Below are 17,508 nucleotides of genomic sequence, written 5' to 3' on the forward strand. Positions count from 1 at the left end.
GCTTCGGCCCCAGCCCTTCATCGGCTGACCGCGGCCTGGCTGGGAACGACTGATCAGCCGCACCCCGGCCGCCCGGACGCGCCCGGGGGCATGCCCGGCCCGGGCGGACGGGCTCCCGGGGCACTCCCGGCGCACGCCCGTGGACACGGTGACGCCGTACCAGGTGTGCCGCGGGCCGGCGGCCACCGCCGCGGCCCGGGCGGTCGCTCATGCCGGAGGCGGTACGGAGGGCGCGGAAGGCGTCGACCTCGGGCACCCCCGGGGCACATCTCGTAAGAGCCACCACTATCATTCACGCCTTACACCATGGGGTGCTCGGCTCCGGATGCCCCGAAGGGAGTACCCCATGCACCAGCCCCGGATCCTGCTGCTCGACGCGGCCCCCGGCGACCTGCTCGATCGGGAACTGGCGCGGTTGGTCGGCCACGGGCTGGCCGTCACCCTCAACCTCCGCCGGGTGGCCGACCACACGGCGGTGCGCGCCGCGTGGGCGGGCCGGGTCGGGTTCACCGACTTCGACGCCTTCGACGAGTCCGCCCTGATCGCCGAAACCGTCCGGGGAGGCCTCGGCCACGACGCCGTCAAGTCCCGGGGCGGGGTGCCGCTGCGTGCCGCATTCCTGGACGCGGCGACCGGCCCCGCGCTCGCCCACCGGCTGCGGGCGGTCGGCCGGGCTGGGGCCGGCACCGACCACGTCGACCTGGCCGCCGCCGCCCGCCACGGCGTCACCGTCACCCACACCCCGGGCTCCAACGCGAACGCGGTCGCCGAGTTCGCCCTGGCCCAGCTCCTCACCCTGACCCGCGACCTGCCCGCCCACAACGAGGCCGCACACCGGGGCAGTTGGCGCACCCCTGCCGGACCGGCGGTGGAGCTGTCGGAGCTGACCCTTGGCATCCTCGGCCTGGGCCGGATCGGCCGGGCCCTCGCCGCACGGGCGACCGCCCTCGGCATGGACGTCCAGGCCCTCTCACGTGGCCCGGCCGAGGCCGCGGTGCGCAGCGCCCCCACCCTCGCCGCGCTCCTGGCCGCCAGCGACGTCGTCTCCCTGCACCTGCCGCTCACCCCGCAGACCCGCGGGCTGATCGGCCGGGCGGAGCTGGCACTCATGCGGCCGGGGTCGGTCCTGCTGAACACCGCCCGCGGCGGCATCGTCGACGAACAGGCGCTGGCGGATGCGCTCCGCGACCCCGCGCACCCGCTCGCGGCGGCCGCCGTCGACACCTTCGCCCATGAGCACGCCGCCTTCGCCTCGCCGCTCTTCGGCCTGCCGAACGCCCTGCTCACCCCGCACGTCGCCGGGATGACACGGGGCGCGATGGCCACCGCCGCCCTGCGGTGCGCGGACCACCTCGCCGCCCTGCTCGCCGGCCGTCCGGACGGCGTCCCGGTGGTGGGCGTCGGCCGGTAGCCGGCGGCCCGTGCCCCGGCGCCGTTCGGTTCCGGGGGGTCGGCCGCGCGGCGGTGTCACCAGGCGGCGCCGGCGGGCTGGCGGGTGGTGGCGTTGAGGCGGTTGAAGAAGTTGCTCAGGCTGATCCAGAGGACCAGCGAGGCCAGCTGCCGCTCGTCGAAGTGAGCGGCCGCCGCGCCCCAGACGTCGTCCGGTACGAGGGCCCGGTCGGCGAGGCGGGTGACGTGCTCGGCCAGCTCCAGGGCCGCGCGCTCGGCGTCGGTGAAGTAGGGCGCCTCCCGCCACGCGGCGACGGCGTGCAGGCGCTCGTCGGTCTCGCCGTTCCTCTTCGCGCTCGCCACGCCGCTGACGACGCAGTAGCTGCAGCCGTTGATCTGGCTGGCGCGCAGGTGGACGAGTTCGAGGGTCGACTCGGGTACGCCGCCCTTCTTCGCGGCCTTCATCACGCCCAGGATCGCGGGCAGCGCCTCGGGGATGACAACGGCGGGGTTGGCCATGCGGGCGTCGTTCACAGCGGTGTCCTTCTCTCTGTTCCGTGGTGCTGTCATCTCTTTCGACGGGGCCGAGCCCGCAGATGTGACAACCGGCGCGGAGAAATCCGAACACCTTGCGTGCCGGCCTCGGCCCGCCCGGCGGGCGGCGGCGAGCAGGTGGGCCAGGGCCAGTACGGCGAGCCCGGCGGCCGGCACGAGGCAGCCGGCCGTCAGCACCCGTACCGGGCCGAAGCGGTCGGTGGCGTACCCCGAGGCGGGGTTGCCGCCGGCTCGCCGGGGCCGCCCCGCCCGTCGGCGCCCCGTGCGGAGCCGGGGCCGGGGGCGGGGGCGCTCCTCACTCGGCGGTGACGCGCAGGTTGGCGAGGAGCGTGGCGCCGTCGGCGGAGGTGGCGAGGACGCGGCCGGAGCGGTGCCAGTGGGTGACCGCGCCGGCGTGTCCGCGCAGGCCGACGTACGGCGGGTCGGCGTGCGGGAAGACGGCCGTGGCGGTGGGCTCGGCCGCCGGGGCGGCACCCAGGTGGACGAGGGCGCCGGTGTCGTCGGCCAGGGGGACGGTGAGCGCCCAGTGGTCGCCGTCGGCGGTGGGGCCGTACGGGGCGAGACCGGCGACGGTCATCTCGGTGGCGGGGCCGGCGGACTCGTCCGTCCGGACGAGGGTGGTCCGGTCCGGGTGCTCCTGCACGTGTGCGGTGAGCAGGCCCTCGGCGGCGAGCGCCACCGAGACGCCGAGGTCGGTGGTGGCCTCGTCCAGGCGGAGCCGGGAGCGCAACTCCCAGCCGGGCAGGTCCCAGCGCCACAGTTCGGTGAGCGGCGAACCGTCGGGCAGGGCGGAGACCACGACGGCCGCGCAGCTGCCGGCCGTACGGGCGATCCGGCCCACCAGCCGCTGCCCGTCGCCGAGTTCGCGCCAGACCACGGTGGGTCGTGGCGCCAGGGTGTCCAGGACGGCGATGCCGTCCTCGTCCTCGGTGATCAGGTGGCGGCCGTCGAAGGACGGGGCGATCTGCCGGACCCGCAGGGTGGCCCAAGGCCGGACGGCCCTGGTGACGAGGTCGAGGCGGGCGATCTCGCGTACCCGTCCGTAGCCGGCCACCAGGAGCGCGCTGCCGCCGTGGTCGGCGAGGACCAGTTGGTCGGCGGGCACGTCCCAGCGGGCCTTGGTCCGGCCGTCGGCGGTCAGCAGCCGCACGCCCGCCTGGCCGCAGGCGACCAGCAGGGCGCCGGAGCCGAGCAGTGCCGCGTCCAGCACCGGCAGCGTGCCGGGCCGCTCGGCGGCGGTGTACGCGGGCGCGGCGCCGGCGGGACGGACGGGCTGCCGGGGCCGGGCCAGGTCGGCGGCGGCCAGCGGGTCGGCCCGCTTCAGCAGCCGCTCGGCGAGGGCGCTTTCGTCCTTCCTGGCATGGACGCCACCGAAGCCTCCGTCCCGTACGACCGCCCGGATGGCGGCGGTGGCGAGTTCACGGTCGGCGGCCGGGTCGGCGGCGGGCAGGTCCGCCAGGGCCGCGGCCAGCGCCGAGCGGCCGGTGGCGCGCGGGTCGCCGTCGCCGTCGAGGACGGCCAGGGCCAGCGCCCGAGTGGCCTCCCCCGCGCCGAGTGCCAGCAGGTACGGCAGCGCCCGGCCGCGGGCCGGGCCGCCGAGGGCGACCGCGTCACGCAGGTCGGCCGCGATCATGGGCCGCAGCGCCTCGTCCGGCCAGGCGGCGTCGACGGCGCCGAGGCGGTCGCCGGCCTCCCGGCAGTGCGCGGCCCAGGCGGCACGCAGTTCGCGGGCGGCCTGCGGGTAGGTGGCGGTGAGGCGTTCGACGGCGGTGGCGAAGGCACCCCGGCGGTGTGCGATCCGGACGGCGTGCTCGCGCTCGCCGGCCCGCCACCAGAGCCGGACCACCAGGTCGGCGGCCAGGTCCCGGCCCTCGGCGAGTTCGGCGGCCTGTGCGGTGCGGCCGTTGCGGATCAGCACGGCGACCGCCTCGGCCGGCGCGTTCAGCAGGTCGGCGAGGACGAACGCCGCCTCGTCGACCCGGCCTTCGCGCTCCAGCGCCTCCGCGGCGTGGCGGTAGAGGCCGGCGAGGTGCTCGTGGACGGTGGGGCCGGAGAGCGGGGACGCACCACCCGCGCCGGCGGCCTTCGGAGTCGCGCGCAGCTCGCCCGTGTAGCGGCGGGGCAGGCCGAGGGAGAGCCAGGACTTCCCGCCGGCCGGCTTGGCCCCGGCGACCGGGACGGCGTCGCGCAGGGCGTCCTCCCAGCGGCGCTGTTCGAAGGCGCGGGTGAGTTCGTGCAGGTAGCGGGCGTGGCGGCCGCGCACCAGTCGGGCCGCCGGGGTGCGCATGGCCAGGCGAGCCAGCAGGCCGCCCAGCCGCGGGCGGCGGGCGCTCCGGGGCCGGCCGGGGGCCGGTGCGGCGGGGCTTGCGGCGCCGGCCGCCGGAGTGGTCTCGGTGGCTCCCACGCGGCGGCGGGCAGCAGCCAGCCCGACGGCGAGCGCGATGAGGAACCCGCCGGGGCGGAAGCTTCGGTCGGCCACGATCCCCACGAAGCTGGCCGCGGCCATGAGCATGGCGCCCAGCGTCAGGGCCAGGGCGAGCCAGTACGCGGCTGGTCCGACCTTGGCCGCGAGGGTGCCCGGCCCGGACCGGACGAAGGACCGTCGGCGGGCTCCGGCCGGGGCGTCCCCGGTGAGCCGGCGGGCCCGTTCGCTCGACGGACGAATGCCGGCGGCGGTCCGCAGGTCGGGCTGCGGTCGCTGCGGCACGGCCTCCTCGACCGGTTCGGCCACCGGCTCGGCGGCGGCACCGACCGGTCGCGGGCGGTGCAGGGCGACGCCGGTCGGGTCGAGCCAGTCCGACGGGTCCAACTCCGGCAGTTCGGAGATGCGGTGGGTGATCGTCAGACCGGCTGCGGTGAAGGCGAGCCACCCGGTCCGAATCTCCTGCCGATCCGTGCCGACGGCGACCAGCGCACCACTCTCCGCGCGCTCGACCGGCAGTCCGGGGGCCCGGTCGGCCCGGCTCTCCACGGCTGCGGCCAGCGTGAACAGCCAGCGTCCGTCCGGTAGTTCACGCAGCTCGGCGCCATCCTGCCAGCGCGCCAGGACGCGGACGGCTGCCTCGGCTGCGCCGATCACCGGCACGTCGAGGAGGAATCCGGCGGCGGTGACGGTGGCGCGGAACGCCGCGGCGGGGGTGGCGGTCACTCGTCGCTCCCGATCAGGTGGTGGATCCGGCCGGTGTGTGCGTGGCCGACGACGATCCGACCCGGCCGGATCTCGGCGGCGATCAGCGGCAGCGTCGGGTGGACGGCGGGCGGCGCGGTGCCGCCGGAGAAGCGGCTCAGGGTACGGACCCCGTCCGCGCGGACGGTGCGCACCAGACGGCCGCTGTGGGTACAGGTGACCAGCGCGGGCACCGCCTCGTGGTGGACCAGGCCGATCACCTCGGCGGGCTCGCGGAAGGAGATCCGGTGCTCCTCCCCCTGCCACGTCCGCACGTACCAGGTCCTGCCGTCCTCCGACCAGCCGACGGTGGCGCCGCTGTGCACGAGGTGAGGGGCCCGGGCGGCCTCGCGCGGCAGGCTCCGGTCGTACAGCCGCGGCTCGCGGAAGCGGTTGAAATACTGCCGCCCCTCCGCGCCCCGGCCGACCTCGCCGTCGTCGGCCACGGCACCGTCGGGCGCGATCCGCCACCAGCGGCCGGCCAGCGGCAGCACCAGATCGTCCCCGTTGCGCAGCAGCGGCAGGACGGGGCGGGTGAGCTGCTCGGCCAGCCGGGCCCGGTCGAGCCCGAACGCGGCCGCCTCGGCAGTGAACCCGCCGGGCTCGCCGCCGCGACCGGAGAGCGGCCGGCCGCTGACGTAGGGGATCAGCCGGTCGCCGCGCACGTACAGGGCGATCAGCCGCCGGCCGATGCGCCCGGCGGCGACCACCGGGCCGTGCAGTTCGTGGCGCCGTGGCCGGACCGCGGTGACGGGACCGTCCTCACCGCTCGGCAGGTTGACGGCGAGCAGGGTGGAGGCGCGCTTTCCCCGGGCGATCAGGGTGCGGGCGTCGGTGGTGAAGGCGGGCAGCGCTGGCCCGGTGCCCCCGGCCGGCCCGGCCGCCCCGTCCGGCAACGCGACGGCGGCCGGCGCGACGGCGCGTCGGAACTCGCTGCCGCGCAGCGCGCGGACGGCGATCTCCGCTGCGGGCAGCGGGAGTTCGGTGACGGCGCCGTCGAAGCGGACGGTGACGTGGGTGGCTCCGTCGGCGGACCAGCGGGCCGGTTCGCTCGCCAGCACCCGGGCCCGGGCCGGGAGTTGCCCGGCGAGCCGGGGCGAGGTGAGCAGCCAGGCGTGGTCCTCGGCGTCGAGGCCGGACTGGGCCCGCCGGACGTCCTCGGTGGTGGGGTCGGCGGGCCGGCGGGCGGCCAGCCAGGCCGGCAGCAGCTCGGCGAGGTCGCCGGTGAGCAGACGGCCGAACGGATCGCCGAGCACGCCGACCGCCAGTTCGGTGCCGCGCGCGGCCGCCCGGCGGTGCAGGACGAGCAGCGCGGCGAGCTGGACCAGCCGGCCGGCCCCGGCCTGGGTGGGGCCGGTGTCGACCAGCGCGACGATCCGGCCGCGGGCGGCCGGAGTGCGGAACTCCGTTGCGTGATGGAGGAGTTCGCCGTCCGCCAGGCGGCGCAGGAACTCGTCCGGGTAGGCGTCGGCGAGCAGCCACTCGGAGGGCAGCAGTCGGTCCGGCCGGCCCGCGCGGGTGAGGCCGCCGAGGCCGTCCGGGTCGCCGAGCACGTCGGCGACGGGCTCGCGCGCCCCGACCAGGGTGTCCAGGCGGCGCAGCAACGGGCCGAGGGCGACGGCGAGTTCGGGGCTGAGCACTGAGAGGGTGGCGGCCCAGGGGGCGAGGGCGGCGGGCAGCCGGGTGGTCGTCATCGGTGCGCACTCCGGGTGTACGGCTCCAGCGCGTCCGGGGAGGCCACGGGCGGGGGCGGGTCGGCGACCAGGGCATGGCCCGGGACGAGGACGCAGAGTTGGCCGTCCCCGGCGCCGAGCGCGCGGCGCCAGAGTGCGGCGGCCGGCCCGGGGCGGGCGGTGGTGGGGACCAGCAGGCCGGCGTCACGGCCGAGGTAGCGGGCGCCGTCGGCCCACGGCAGGTCGGCCTCGGAGCCCAGCACGAGCAGCGCGACCGCACCGGGGTCGGACAGCACACCAGCTGCGGCCACTGGGCCGCCCGCGGTCGGCACGGCGTTCGCGGGCGGCGGGCCGTCGGCGAGGACGCCGAGGCGGGCGCCGTCGCGGAGCCGGTCCCGGGTGGCGGCGGCCAGTGCGGGCACCGCGTCGCCCAGGGCGAGCACGGCGGCGGCGGGCAGCGGGGGCTCACGGCGCTCCCACCGCAGCGGGAAGGCGGGCGGGTCCTGGGTCACGAGGGCGCGACCGCCGCAACCAGCTCGGCGCGTATGCCGGCCAGCGCGGCCGGCAGGTCGGCCGGGTCGAAGCCGGCGTCGATCTCCCGCAGCGCCGCCTCCAGCCGCAGCCGCGAGTCGCGACCGCCGGGCAGGCCACGGTGCTCGGCGAGCAGCGCGGTGCCGGTGCGGGCGAGCCGCTCCGCCCGGGCCGCCGTGCTGCGGGACAGCTCCTCGGCGGCGTGCACCAGGCTGCGGTTGGCGGCCTTCTCGATCAGGTCGGCGAGGGTGTCCCGGGCCAGCGCCTGGGCGTCGGCGGTCGGGGCGATCAGCGGCAGTACCCAGAGGTCGCGGGCGGAGGCGGAGCTCCGGCCGTCGAGCACGGCGGCCGCGGCGACCAGCTTCTGCGAGCGCACCGCCCGCCGGTCGCTGACCGGCACCCCGGCCCCGCGCAGCCGGCGCAGCGCGGCGGCGAGCAGTGGGGTCACCTCGTCGAGGTCGCACGCGCGGGCGGCGGCGGCGAGCCGCTCCACGGCGCCGAGCAGGTCGCCGGGGTGGGCCGGGGCGGCGGCCGGGCGCCTGCCGGCCTCCAGCAGCTCCTCCAGGCGGGCGTCGGCGACCGGCTCGACGAAGACCCGGGCCAGGAAGCGGTCGGCGAAGGCGGCGAGCGCGGGATCGTCCGGCAGGTGGTTGGCGGCGCCGACGCAGACCCGCAGCGGGCTGGCGAGGACGGTGCCGCCACGGCGGAACACCCGCTCGTTGAGCAGGCCGAGCAGCGTGTTGAGGACGGCGGTGGAGCCGAGGAACACCTCGTCCAGGAAGGCGATGTCGGCCTCGGGCAGCATCCCCGCGGTCTCGAACTCCACCCGCCCCTCGCGGAGCCGGCGCAGGTCGACCGGCCCGAACAGCTCGTTGGGCTCGGTGAACCGGCCGAGGAGGTACTCGAAGTAACGGCCGCCCAGCTGCCCGGCGACCCGCCGCACCGCCTCGGACTTGGCGGTGCCCGGCGCTCCGACGACCAGCAGGTGTTCACCGGCGACCGCACAGAGCGTCACGACCTCGGCCACCGTCTCACGGTCGATCATGCCCCGGCCTGCGGCGGCCACGGCGGCACCGACCAGTTCGGCGTCCCCGGCGGGGGCCGCAGGGCGGGTGGTGGCGGCCGGGTGGACGCCGGCGGTCGGGTGGGTGCTGGTCTCGGTCACGAGCACCGGAGTCTACGGGTCCGCACCCGCGCCGACGAGCGGGTTTCCGGGTGGCCGGCCGTGCAGGGGCCGGCCCGCTCAGTCGCCCCGCCCCGGCCAGCCGTCGCGGTTGGAGCAGGACTCGTAGTCGTAGCGGGTGAGCCGGTCCCACTCCTCCCCCGTCGCCCGCTCGTACGCCTCCTCGTGCACGTAGAGCAGCTCCTCGCAGTGCCGCCCGGTGAACGGTGCGAACCGCTCCGGCTCGCCGAAGACGCTCTCGTACGTACGGCGGCCGGCGGCGACCACGGCGGCGCGCGCGTAGAGGAAGCCGTCGTCCGACTGCGGGAAGGGCTCGCCGCCGGGCAGCTCCAGCCCGGCGACCGGCAGGGTGCCGAAACTCTCCTGGTCGATCCGGTACAGCGCCTCCGCGAGGCGCTCGCCGAAGCCGATGATCTGACCCACCGTTCCGGCGGCCAGCGCCTCGGTCAGCCGCTCGCAACCTGCCTCGATGCCTGCACAGGTCGCGGTGCCGGCCTCGCCGCCGAGCAGCTCGACCAGCTCCCAGAACCGCGCCCAGGTCATCGACGGCAGGTCGGTGGCGGTCGCTTCCGCAGTCGTGCCCATGCGTCCGGCCCTTCGTGGTGTGCGAATCGGCGGTCGTCCCGCCGGAGCAGACCCTGTCAGACGGTACCGACAACGCCGCAGGCGACAGGGCCCGCGGCCACGCCGGCCCCCGCTCTCGGGCACCGGGGCCGCCGTCCTGGGCGAGCGGGAAAACTCGTAGCCCGACGGCGCCGCCACCGGAGAGGATGCGTCCATGAAGGACCTCCCTCACGGCCTGCCGCCGGCGAACTCGCGGAAGTGGCACAGCCGCCGCTGGTGGGACCGGTTGGGGTATCTGCGCGTGCGTTCGCTGGCGAACCCGAACTGGCCCCGGGACATGCCGTGGCTGATCACGTGGTTCCGGCGCGAGCGGTCGGCCGCGCCGCCGGAGGACCAGGCCCTCTACGACCGGGCCATCACCGCAGCCCGGGAGTGTGCGCGAACGCCCGTCGGCTCGGCGGACGCTGAACGGGCGTGGGATCGCGTGCTCGAGCCCGTCGACGAGCTGCTCGCGCGGCGGCAGGCGAGGCACCTGGACGAAGTCCGTCGGGCCCGGGCCGGCCGAGGTGAGGCCAGTCCCTGATCTCGCTCCCTGACGTCGGTGCCGTCCGCCGCTGGAGGTTGATCGCCGGGCAGGCCCGGGTGCGCGGGACCGCCAGCGCGGGGCCGCCAGCGCGAGGCCGTCAGCCGCCGCTCCCCATCCCGCCCTGTGCGGCGACCATCGTCATCCCCAGGCCGGCCACCGCCCGGGCCAGGCCCGGTGCCTCCTCGGCCAGCCGGCCGGTGAGCGCCGCGACCCGCTCGGCGTGGTCCCGCCGGTCCTGCCGGGAGACGACCAGCCGCAGGTGCCCGTGTGCCGCCAGCGCCGCCAGCACGGCGTCGGCGAACGGGACCGCGCCGACCGGGCCGCCGCCGCGGACGACCTCCGCCGCCCTCAGCTGGAGGTCCTGGGCCTCGCGCGGATCCGCCAGGGCCACCGGGCGCAGCGGCTCGACCGCGCCGTAGGGGTTGCGGTCCTGCACCGTCAGCACGCCGAGCACCGCGAGCTGTTGCTCGACGGCCTCCAGCGTCTCGTCCCGGCTCCGTCTGATCCACGACTTCCAGCTGCGCGGGCGGGAGTCCAGCTCGGCGAGCACCGCGTCGAGGACGCGGTCCTCCGCGGGGGCGGTCGCCACGACCCGGACCCGGCCGGTCCTGTCCTCGGCGAGGTCGCCCCGGTGGGCGAGTTCGGCCAGGGCGGCCGCGCGCAGCAGGAAGCCGGCCCGGGTGCGGTCCTGGAGGGCCTGGGCCCGGGTGTCGAAGGCCAGCAGGTAGGCGGCCAAGTGCAGCGGTCGGCTCATGACAGCGACGATACGGCGCCCCGCGCGGCCCGCCATCCGCCCGCAGGACGGAGTCCTTCTCCGTCTCCGGGACCACCCGACCGGCCTCGCTCCTCCCGCGGTCCCACCCAGGCCGGGCCCGGGAGGGGTGCGGCGCGGCCGTCGGGTACCGGCTCGGCGGCGAGCACGTCGAAGGCCTGGTCGAGGAGGTCCGGAAGGTCGGGGGCGGCGCCGGCCGCGGGGTGCCGGACCCAGGCGCGCGAGGCGGCCTGGAGGGCGGCGGCACCGAGGCCGACGGCGACGGCGGGGCGCAGGTCTCGGTCGGCGTCCAGGCCGAGCCGCGCGGCCGCGATCCGGATGGACGCCTCCTCCTCGTCGACGCAGATCCGCCGGTAGGCGGCGGTCAGCGTGGGCTCCTCGACGATCAGGCCGAACAGCTCCCGCACGCCCGGACGCCGGTGCCAGGCCGGGTCCCGGTCGTCCCGGAGCCAGGCGTGAAGGGCCTCGCGGTACGCGGTCAGCGGGGGTTCGGCCGCGGGGCGGGCGGCCAGGGCGGCGTTGATGCGGGCGAAGTCGGCCCGCAGGCAGTCCAGCACGGCGTCCTCCCGGGAGGGGAAGTACCGGCTGAAGGTGCGCCGGGAGACGTCGGCGAGGTCGGTGATGTCCTCGACGGAGACGGCGGCCAGGCCCCGTTCCAGCACCAGTCGGAGGGCGCCGGCGGCCAGCGACTCCCGGGTCCGGCGGGCCTTGCGGTCGCGCCGCCGCTCGGGGGCCTCCCCGGTGGCCGTGGCCGTCTCGATGCTCACGCCGCCCGCCGTACACTCGGGATGTCCCGCGGGGACATGAGTCCCGGAGGGACATCCCGGGTGCCGCTCAGCTCACCTCGGGGTGGAAGCGGTGCAGGCCCTTGCGGTCGTAGTACCTGGTCATCGCGAAGCCGAAGACCAGCGCCGCCACCGTCCCGATCGCGATCATGATCCAGGCCCGGGCCAGCCCCGCGTCGGCGCGCGCGTCGAAGTACAGGATCGACCGGACGCCGTCGCTGAGCTGGCGCATCGGCTCGAACACCGCCAGCCCCTGGTAGAAGTCCGGCAGCGCCTGCAGCGGAATGGTCGCCCCGGAGGACGGCAGCGACAGCGCGATGAAGACGAACATGCTGATCAGCTGCCCGATCCCGCCGAACGCGGCGATCAGCGCCTGCGCGCCGAGCCCCACCGCCGCGCTGGCGCAGACCGAGAAGACCCAGAGCAGCGGCAGGTGCGAGGCGTCCATCCCGAGGACCACCACCGTCGCCAGCATCACCAGGCTGGACGTCAGCAGGGCCAGTCCGACCGACATCACGTTGGTGACGACCAGCGTCTGGGTGCGGCTGATCCGCACCAGCGGCCGCTGGGTGCGCAGCGGGCCCAGCTCGCTGGCCGCGTAGCCGAGGGCCACGTCGACACCGTTGCTGATCACGTTCGCGCCCAGGAAGCCGCAGAGGACGAGCAGCAGCGTGTAGTAGAACGCGGTCAGGCCGAGGCCGCTGTGCGGGCCGATGGGGTGGCCGACCTGGACATCGACCGTCACCGGGTCCGCCAGTTGGAGCGCCGCCGCGTTGGTCGCCGCGCCCCCCTGGGCGGGCGGCTGGCCCGGTGGCTGGGCCTTGGCCTGCGCCTGGGCCTGCGCGGTGAGGGTCTTGCCGAGCTGCGCCGAGGCCTGCTGCGCGGCCGCCTGGGAGATCGAGGAGGCCAGCGAGGAGGCCAGACTGCCCACCCCGGGGTTGGTCAGGACGGTCATCGTCGGGCGGGCCGGCGGCTGCGGCCCGGCCGGGGCACCCATCGCCGCCACGGCGGCGGTGAAGCCGGCGGGGACCTCCAGCGCGCCCGCGAGCTTGCCCGAGGACAGCTGCTCGTCGGCGCCGGCCCGGTCGAGCACCCGCCAGTCGATCTGCCCCTTCGGGTCCGGCGCGGTGGCGATGCCGGCGGTGATCTGCGCGCCGAGGTTCTGCTGCTGCCCGCCCACGACGGCGCCCCCGTCGGAGTTGACCAGGCCGATCGGCAGCCGGTCCAGGTCGGCGCGCGGGTTGATGATGCCGCCCATGTAGAGCAGCGACAACAGGAACGCCACCGTGCCGGTGATGATCGTCGGCACCATCCAGACCTTGGGGTTGCGCAGCACCTGCCAGGCGCGTACGCCGCCCTCAGGCCGGTTCGAAGTCATGGCTCTCCCGTGGACGTCGCTCGGTCGGCCCCCGCCCGAACGTAGCCGTCCGCCTCCGCCCGACCGTGGCGCCTCGCCCGTACCGCCCACCGGGCCGACCCGGTCGGCCGGTGCCCCGGAAGGCGAGGCGGGAAGCGGGACAGTAAACGGGACGGGAAGCGCGCCGCGGAGGGGCTCGCACGGGTCGGGCCCGGCGCTCAGTGCTTCAACGCGTCCGCGCCCCGGTAACCCGCCGGCACACCCTGGGCGAACACCACGTCGGCCACCATGTGCCGGGTGCGCAGCGTCAGGATCTCCCGGTAGGCGGGCGAGTCGTACCAGGCGCGCAGCCGCTCGCGGTCGGGGAACTCGATGATGATGAGGCCCTGGCCCCAGGCCCCTTCGACCGTCTCGACGTCGCCCCCGTGGGCGAGGAAGCGGCCGTCGAAGAGGTCGAGGGTGGCGTCGATGCGCTCCAGGTATTCGACGATGTCCGGGCCGAACTCGACCGAGTGGACCTGGGCCAGCGCGTAGGCGGTCATTGCTGCTCCTCTGGGCGGTCCCGGACGTCACGCTCCGGGGCGGTGGGCCATGGGCTGCGGGTGCCGGGTTCCCGGCTGCGAGTTCCGGTTTCCGGCTCGGCTACGACGGTACGGGCGCGCGGGCGGGCCGGAATCAGTCATGGATCGGTAGGGGTTGACGATTGCCCCTGGCGCACTGACTAAGCGCTTGCTTAGAATCGGCTCCGTCGTACGTCCAGCCATCGGGAGCCGCCATGTTGTCCGCAGAGAACCGTCAGATCCGCCTCGCCCGGCGCCCGGTGGGCGAGGTCGGGCCCGAGGACTGGGAGCACGTCACCGAGGCGGCCGCGGCGCCCGGCGAGGGGCAGTTCGCCGGGCGGACCAGGTTCGTCTCGCTCGACCCGGCGATGCGCGGCTGGCTGGACGACCGCCCCTCCTACCTGCCGCCGGTCGGCCTCGGCGAGGTGATGCGGGCCGGCTCGGTGGTCGAGGTGACCGAGTCCAACCACCCGGGCTTCCGGATCGGCGACCTGGTCGCCGGCACCTTCGGCGTCCAGTCGCACGTGGTCTCCGACGGCAAGGGCACACTGAAGATCGACGCGTCCGCCGCCTCGCCGTCGACCTTCCTGGGCGCGCTGGGCATGCCCGGCATGACGGCCTACTTCGGGCTGCTGGACGTCGGGGCACTCAAGGAGGGCGAGACGGTCGTGGTCTCGGGCGCCGCGGGCGCCGTCGGTACCATGGCCGGCCAGATCGCCAAGGCGAAGGGCTGCCGGGTCGTCGGCATCGCAGGCGGGGCCGAGAAGTGCGCCCTGCTGACCGACGAACTCGGCTTCGACGCCGCCGTCGACTACCGCACCGAGAACGTCAAGAAGGCGCTGCGCACCCATGCGCCGGACGGCATCGACGTCTACTTCGACAACGTCGGCGGCGAGATCCTGGACGCCGCCCTGGCCAACCTGGCGATGCGCGCACGGGTGGTGGTCTGCGGCGCCATCAGCCAGTACAACACCACCACGGGCGTCCAGGGCCCGTCGAACTACCTGTCGCTGCTGGTGTGCCGGGCCCGGATGGAGGGCTTCGTGGTCTTCGACTACGCGCCGCGCTTCACCGAGGCCGCCCGGGAGATCGGCGGCTGGATCGCCTCCGGGCAGATCAAGGTCCTGGAGCACGTGGTCAAGGGCACCGTCGACGACTTCCCGCAGACCCTGCAGATGCTCTTCCGCGGCGAGAACACCGGCAAGCTCGTCCTCGAACTGGTCTGACCGCTCCGCCCCCTCAGACGGTGAGCGGCCCGTCCGAGGGGGCGACCGGGGCCGGGAGGTCGGTACTGCCACGCAGGTAGCGGTCGACGGCCGCGGCCACCGCCCGGCCCTCGGCTACCGCCCAGACGATCAGCGACTGCCCGCGCCCGGCGTCGCCCGCGACGAACACGCCCTCCGTCCCGGCCGCGAAGCCCTCGTCCCGGGTGAGCCGGCCCTGCCGGTCGGCGGCCAGGCCGAGTTGGCGGGCCAGGCCGGTCCTGCGCCCCGGGCCGTTGAAGCCGAGGGCCAGCAGGGCCAGCTCGACCGGGAGGGTCCGCTCCGTCCCCGGCCGGGGACGGCGGTCGCCGGGCAGCGCCTCGGCGAAGCGGACCGCCGCCAGCCGACCGTCCGCGCCCGCCTCGAACCCCACCGTGGCCGCCGCGAACACCCGCGGCTCGGCCGCCGAGCCCCCGGCCTCCTCGTGCGAGGTCGTCACCCGGTACACCTTGGGGTGGACGGGCCAGGGCTGACCCGGCGCGCGGCGCTCCGGCGGCCGCGGGTTGATGTCGAACTGGGTGACGGCGGCGGCCCGTTGGCGCAGCACCGTACCCAGGCAGTCGGCGGCGGTGTCGCCGCCGCCGACGATCACCACGCTGCGCCCCTCGGCGCTCAGCGGGGAGGCCTGGCAGTCGCCCTCGTCGACCCGGTTGGCCAGGGTCAGATAGGTGATCGCCTGGTGCACCCCGGGCAGCCGGCGGCCGGGCACCGGGAGGTCCCGGCAGGCGGTGGCGCCGACCGCGACCACCAGCGCGTCGCACCGGGCGCGCAGGCCGTCCGCGGACACGTCCCGGCCGACCGCCACCCCGGTGCGGAACCGGGTGCCCTCCGCCGCCATCTGGTCGATCCGCCGGTCCAGTCGGTGCTTCTCCAGCCGGAACGGCGGGATGCCGTACCGCAGGAGCCCGCCGATCCGGTCGGCGCGCTCGTACACGGTCGTGGTGTGCCCCGCCCGGGTCAGCTGCTGGGCGGCGGCCAGGCCGGCCGGCCCCGAACCGACCACCGCCACCCGCAGGCCGCTCATCCGCTCCGGCGGCTGCGGCCGGTCGTAGCCGTCCTCCCAGGCCCGGTCGGCGATCGCCAGCTCCACGTTCTTGATCGTCACGGCCTCGGCGTCGATCGCCAGCACGCAGGCGCTCTCGCAGGGGGCGGGGCAGAGCCGTCCGGTGAACTCCGGGAAGTTGTTGGTCGCCAGCAGTCGCGCGGCGGCCGCGCCCCAGTCGTCATGGGCGACCAGGGTGTTCCAGTCGGGGATGACGTTGCCCAGCGGACAGGCGTGGTGGCAGAACGGCAGGCCGCAGTCCATGCAGCGGGCGGCCTGGGCGCCGATGACCGGCAGCAGCGCCCCCTCCCGGTAGACCTCGTGCCAGTCCCCCAGCCGCTCCTGCGGCGGCCGGCGCTCGCGCGCGCGGCGGGGCGTGGTGAAGAAGGCCATGCGGTCGGCCATGGAATCAGCCATCGCGGTCTCCGGCAGGGCGTGCCAAGGCGGGGCGGTGACGCCGCCGTACCGGGCCGGTCGGGCGCGCCGCCGGGCTGCGCGTCACCGTGTGGCCACCGTACGCCTGCGAACCGCCCGGCGGGAGGGGCGAGGGCGGGCCGGCCCGCCGGGCGGCCGTCCCGGAGGGTCGGCGGACCCGGCGGTCGGACGTAGGCGGCGGGTCGGCGGCGCGCCCGGCGGCTGTCGCGGAGGGGGCCGCTCAGGCCTTCAGGAAGGCCTCCAGCGCGGTGGCGAAGGCCACCGGCACCTCGTGCATCGGGTAGTGGCCGGAGTTGGTGAGGACCTCCAGCTCCGCCTGCGGGTAGTGCGCCAGCCAGGTCTGCCGCATCACCTCGGCGGACAGGGCCGGGTCGTGCTCGCCGACGAAGACCTTGACCGGGAGGGTGCTCCCGGCGACCTTGGCCGCGAAGTCCTGCGTGGTCCAGTCCTGGAGGTAGCCGGCCACCGCCTCCGGGCGGGAGCCGGCCACCGAGCGGGCCGTCATCGCGTCCAGCCAGCGCGCGCAGGCGCGGTTCCCGGTGACCAGGTCGAGGATGGCCCGCCGGTTGGCCGGGTGCTCGGCCGCACCGTGGAAGAGGTCGTACGCATCGCCCTCCAGCGGGAAGGCGCTCGCCGGGACCGGAGCCACCCCGACCAGCTTCCGCACCCGGCCGGGCGCCTCGGCGAGGACGCGCTGCGCCGCCTTTCCGCCCATCGAGTGGCCGACCACGGAGAAGCCGTCCCAGCCCAGCCGGTCGGCCAGGGCGAGCGCGTCCGACGCGATCTCGGCGAGGGTGAACTCGCCCTCCACGTCTCGCCGTTCGCCGTAGCCGCGGTAGTCCGGGAAGGCGTAGGCGAAGGCCTCCGGATCCAGGTGGTCGAGGAACTGGCCCCAACCGGCGCTGGTGCCGAACCAGTCGTGCAGGACGAGGACCTTGTGCTCACCGTCTCCGATGGTGCGATGACCGATCGTCATAAAAGGCTCCCTTGGGGTGGTGTGACGGCGGGTACCTTCCCCTCGGCCGCCGGGCTACTCCCGGCCCTGCGCACGCCGGTGGGGCCGGACCGCCAGACCGGTGCCGCAGGCGGCGGCCACCAGCCCGAGCAGCGCCACCGGGCGCGACCACTCACCCGCCCCGGTCGGCGCGAACGCGACCGGCAGGACCAGGACGGACGCGGCGACCGCGGCCACCGCATGCGCCGGTCGGGCCGTGCGGCGGTGCGGGCCGAAGGCGTCGACCAGCAGCAGGTAGCCGGTCAGCAGGACGGCCACCGCCGCGGCCTGCCAGAACGACGGCTCGCCCGGCGCGGCGAGCAGCACAGCCCCGGCCGGCAGCACGGTGGTGCGTCCCGCCAGGAGCCGGGCGGGCCAGCCGACCGGACGGCGCGGCGCGTCCACCGGCGGCACGGCGACCGCGGCGGCGAGGACGACGGCGACCACGGCGGCGGCCGGCCCGAACCGGTCCACGGCACTGCCGGGGCTGCCCGCCGGCCCCGCGGCGGCAAGCGCCAGGGCCGCGCCCGTGACGCGCAGCGCGGCACGCTCCGGCCAGCGCTTCGGCGGCACGCTCGCCGTACTCCTCGGGCTGCCGTGGTGCGGATCCACGGTCTTCGGCCGCGCATTGTTCGGATCCCTGTTCATCGGATC

At 76.3% G+C, this 17,508-nt stretch carries 16 protein-coding genes; 3 read left to right on the top strand and 13 right to left on the bottom strand.

What is annotated here, in order from left to right:
• Positions 1-346 precede the first annotated feature (346 nt).
• Positions 347-1,411: an NAD(P)-dependent oxidoreductase gene (locus ACZ3YO_RS26785; RefSeq protein WP_465573905.1), complete on the top strand. Its 1,065-nt coding sequence runs from the start codon at positions 347-349 to the stop codon at positions 1,409-1,411.
• Positions 1,412-1,467: 56 nt separating this feature from the next.
• Here the strand turns inward: ACZ3YO_RS26785 and ACZ3YO_RS26790 are convergent, their stop codons facing one another.
• From ACZ3YO_RS26790 to ACZ3YO_RS26815, 6 genes are all read right to left on the bottom strand, one after another.
• On the bottom strand, positions 1,468-1,908 hold the full coding sequence (locus ACZ3YO_RS26790; RefSeq protein ID WP_465573990.1) for a carboxymuconolactone decarboxylase family protein: 441 nt from the start codon (positions 1,906-1,908) through the stop codon (positions 1,468-1,470).
• Positions 1,909-2,239: 331 nt separating this feature from the next.
• The gene (locus ACZ3YO_RS26795; protein ID WP_465573907.1) at positions 2,240-5,092 is read right to left on the bottom strand and encodes a bpX6 domain-containing protein; all 2,853 of its coding nucleotides are present in this window, start codon (positions 5,090-5,092) and stop codon (positions 2,240-2,242) included.
• Positions 5,089-6,804 carry a hypothetical protein gene (locus ACZ3YO_RS26800; RefSeq protein WP_465573909.1) on the bottom strand — a complete coding sequence of 572 codons (1,716 nt, stop codon included), beginning with the start codon at positions 6,802-6,804 and terminating at the stop codon, positions 5,089-5,091. Before ACZ3YO_RS26800 ends, ACZ3YO_RS26795 begins: the two co-directional genes overlap by 4 nt.
• Positions 6,801-7,295 carry a bpX5 domain-containing protein gene (locus tag ACZ3YO_RS26805; protein WP_465573911.1) on the bottom strand — a complete coding sequence of 165 codons (495 nt, stop codon included), beginning with the start codon at positions 7,293-7,295 and terminating at the stop codon, positions 6,801-6,803. The genes ACZ3YO_RS26800 and ACZ3YO_RS26805 overlap by 4 nt, the downstream gene beginning before the upstream one ends.
• Entirely contained in the window at positions 7,292-8,479 is a 1,188-nt protein-coding gene (locus ACZ3YO_RS26810; protein ID WP_465573913.1) for an AAA family ATPase, read from the bottom strand. The genes ACZ3YO_RS26805 and ACZ3YO_RS26810 overlap by 4 nt, the downstream gene beginning before the upstream one ends.
• Before the next feature lie 78 nt (positions 8,480-8,557).
• Entirely contained in the window at positions 8,558-9,082 is a 525-nt protein-coding gene (locus ACZ3YO_RS26815) for a DUF4240 domain-containing protein (protein WP_465573915.1), read from the bottom strand.
• A gap of 193 nt (positions 9,083-9,275) precedes the next feature.
• On the opposite strand from ACZ3YO_RS26815, the gene ACZ3YO_RS26820 reads away from it, so the two are divergent.
• The gene (locus ACZ3YO_RS26820) at positions 9,276-9,644 is read left to right on the top strand and encodes a hypothetical protein (protein WP_465573917.1); all 369 of its coding nucleotides are present in this window, start codon (positions 9,276-9,278) and stop codon (positions 9,642-9,644) included.
• Between the two features lie 100 nt (positions 9,645-9,744).
• Here the strand turns inward: ACZ3YO_RS26820 and ACZ3YO_RS26825 are convergent, their stop codons facing one another.
• The 4 genes from ACZ3YO_RS26825 to ACZ3YO_RS26840 all read right to left on the bottom strand — a co-directional run bounded on the left by ACZ3YO_RS26825 (position 9,745) and on the right by ACZ3YO_RS26840 (position 13,103).
• On the bottom strand, positions 9,745-10,401 hold the full coding sequence (locus ACZ3YO_RS26825; RefSeq protein ID WP_465573919.1) for a GPP34 family phosphoprotein: 657 nt from the start codon (positions 10,399-10,401) through the stop codon (positions 9,745-9,747).
• On the bottom strand, positions 10,398-11,186 hold the full coding sequence (locus ACZ3YO_RS26830) for an acyl-CoA-like ligand-binding transcription factor (protein ID WP_465573921.1): 789 nt from the start codon (positions 11,184-11,186) through the stop codon (positions 10,398-10,400). Before ACZ3YO_RS26830 ends, ACZ3YO_RS26825 begins: the two co-directional genes overlap by 4 nt.
• A gap of 67 nt (positions 11,187-11,253) precedes the next feature.
• A complete protein-coding gene (locus ACZ3YO_RS26835) occupies positions 11,254-12,582 on the bottom strand; it encodes a YhgE/Pip domain-containing protein (protein ID WP_465573923.1) in 1,329 nt (442 codons plus the stop codon).
• A gap of 197 nt (positions 12,583-12,779) precedes the next feature.
• The gene (locus ACZ3YO_RS26840; RefSeq protein ID WP_465573925.1) at positions 12,780-13,103 is read right to left on the bottom strand and encodes a DUF1330 domain-containing protein; all 324 of its coding nucleotides are present in this window, start codon (positions 13,101-13,103) and stop codon (positions 12,780-12,782) included.
• Positions 13,104-13,336: 233 nt separating this feature from the next.
• Between ACZ3YO_RS26840 and ACZ3YO_RS26845 the strand changes: the two genes are divergently transcribed.
• A complete protein-coding gene (locus tag ACZ3YO_RS26845; RefSeq protein ID WP_465573927.1) occupies positions 13,337-14,347 on the top strand; it encodes an NADP-dependent oxidoreductase in 1,011 nt (336 codons plus the stop codon).
• A 13-nt stretch (positions 14,348-14,360) separates the two neighbouring features.
• Here the strand turns inward: ACZ3YO_RS26845 and ACZ3YO_RS26850 are convergent, their stop codons facing one another.
• The 3 genes from ACZ3YO_RS26850 to ACZ3YO_RS26860 form a co-directional block, all read right to left on the bottom strand.
• Positions 14,361-15,830: a glutamate synthase subunit beta gene (locus tag ACZ3YO_RS26850; protein WP_465573992.1), complete on the bottom strand. Its 1,470-nt coding sequence runs from the start codon at positions 15,828-15,830 to the stop codon at positions 14,361-14,363.
• Between the two features lie 250 nt (positions 15,831-16,080).
• Positions 16,081-16,836 (bottom strand): alpha/beta fold hydrolase, encoded by a 756-nt coding sequence (locus tag ACZ3YO_RS26855; RefSeq protein WP_465573929.1) that lies wholly within the window; start codon positions 16,834-16,836, stop codon positions 16,081-16,083.
• A 54-nt stretch (positions 16,837-16,890) separates the two neighbouring features.
• Positions 16,891-17,502, bottom strand: a complete 612-nt coding sequence (locus ACZ3YO_RS26860) for a hypothetical protein (protein WP_465573931.1) — start codon at positions 17,500-17,502, stop codon at positions 16,891-16,893.
• Between the last annotated feature and the right edge of the window lie 6 nt (positions 17,503-17,508).

This window comes from Kitasatospora sp. NPDC022785, assembly GCF_055561295.1.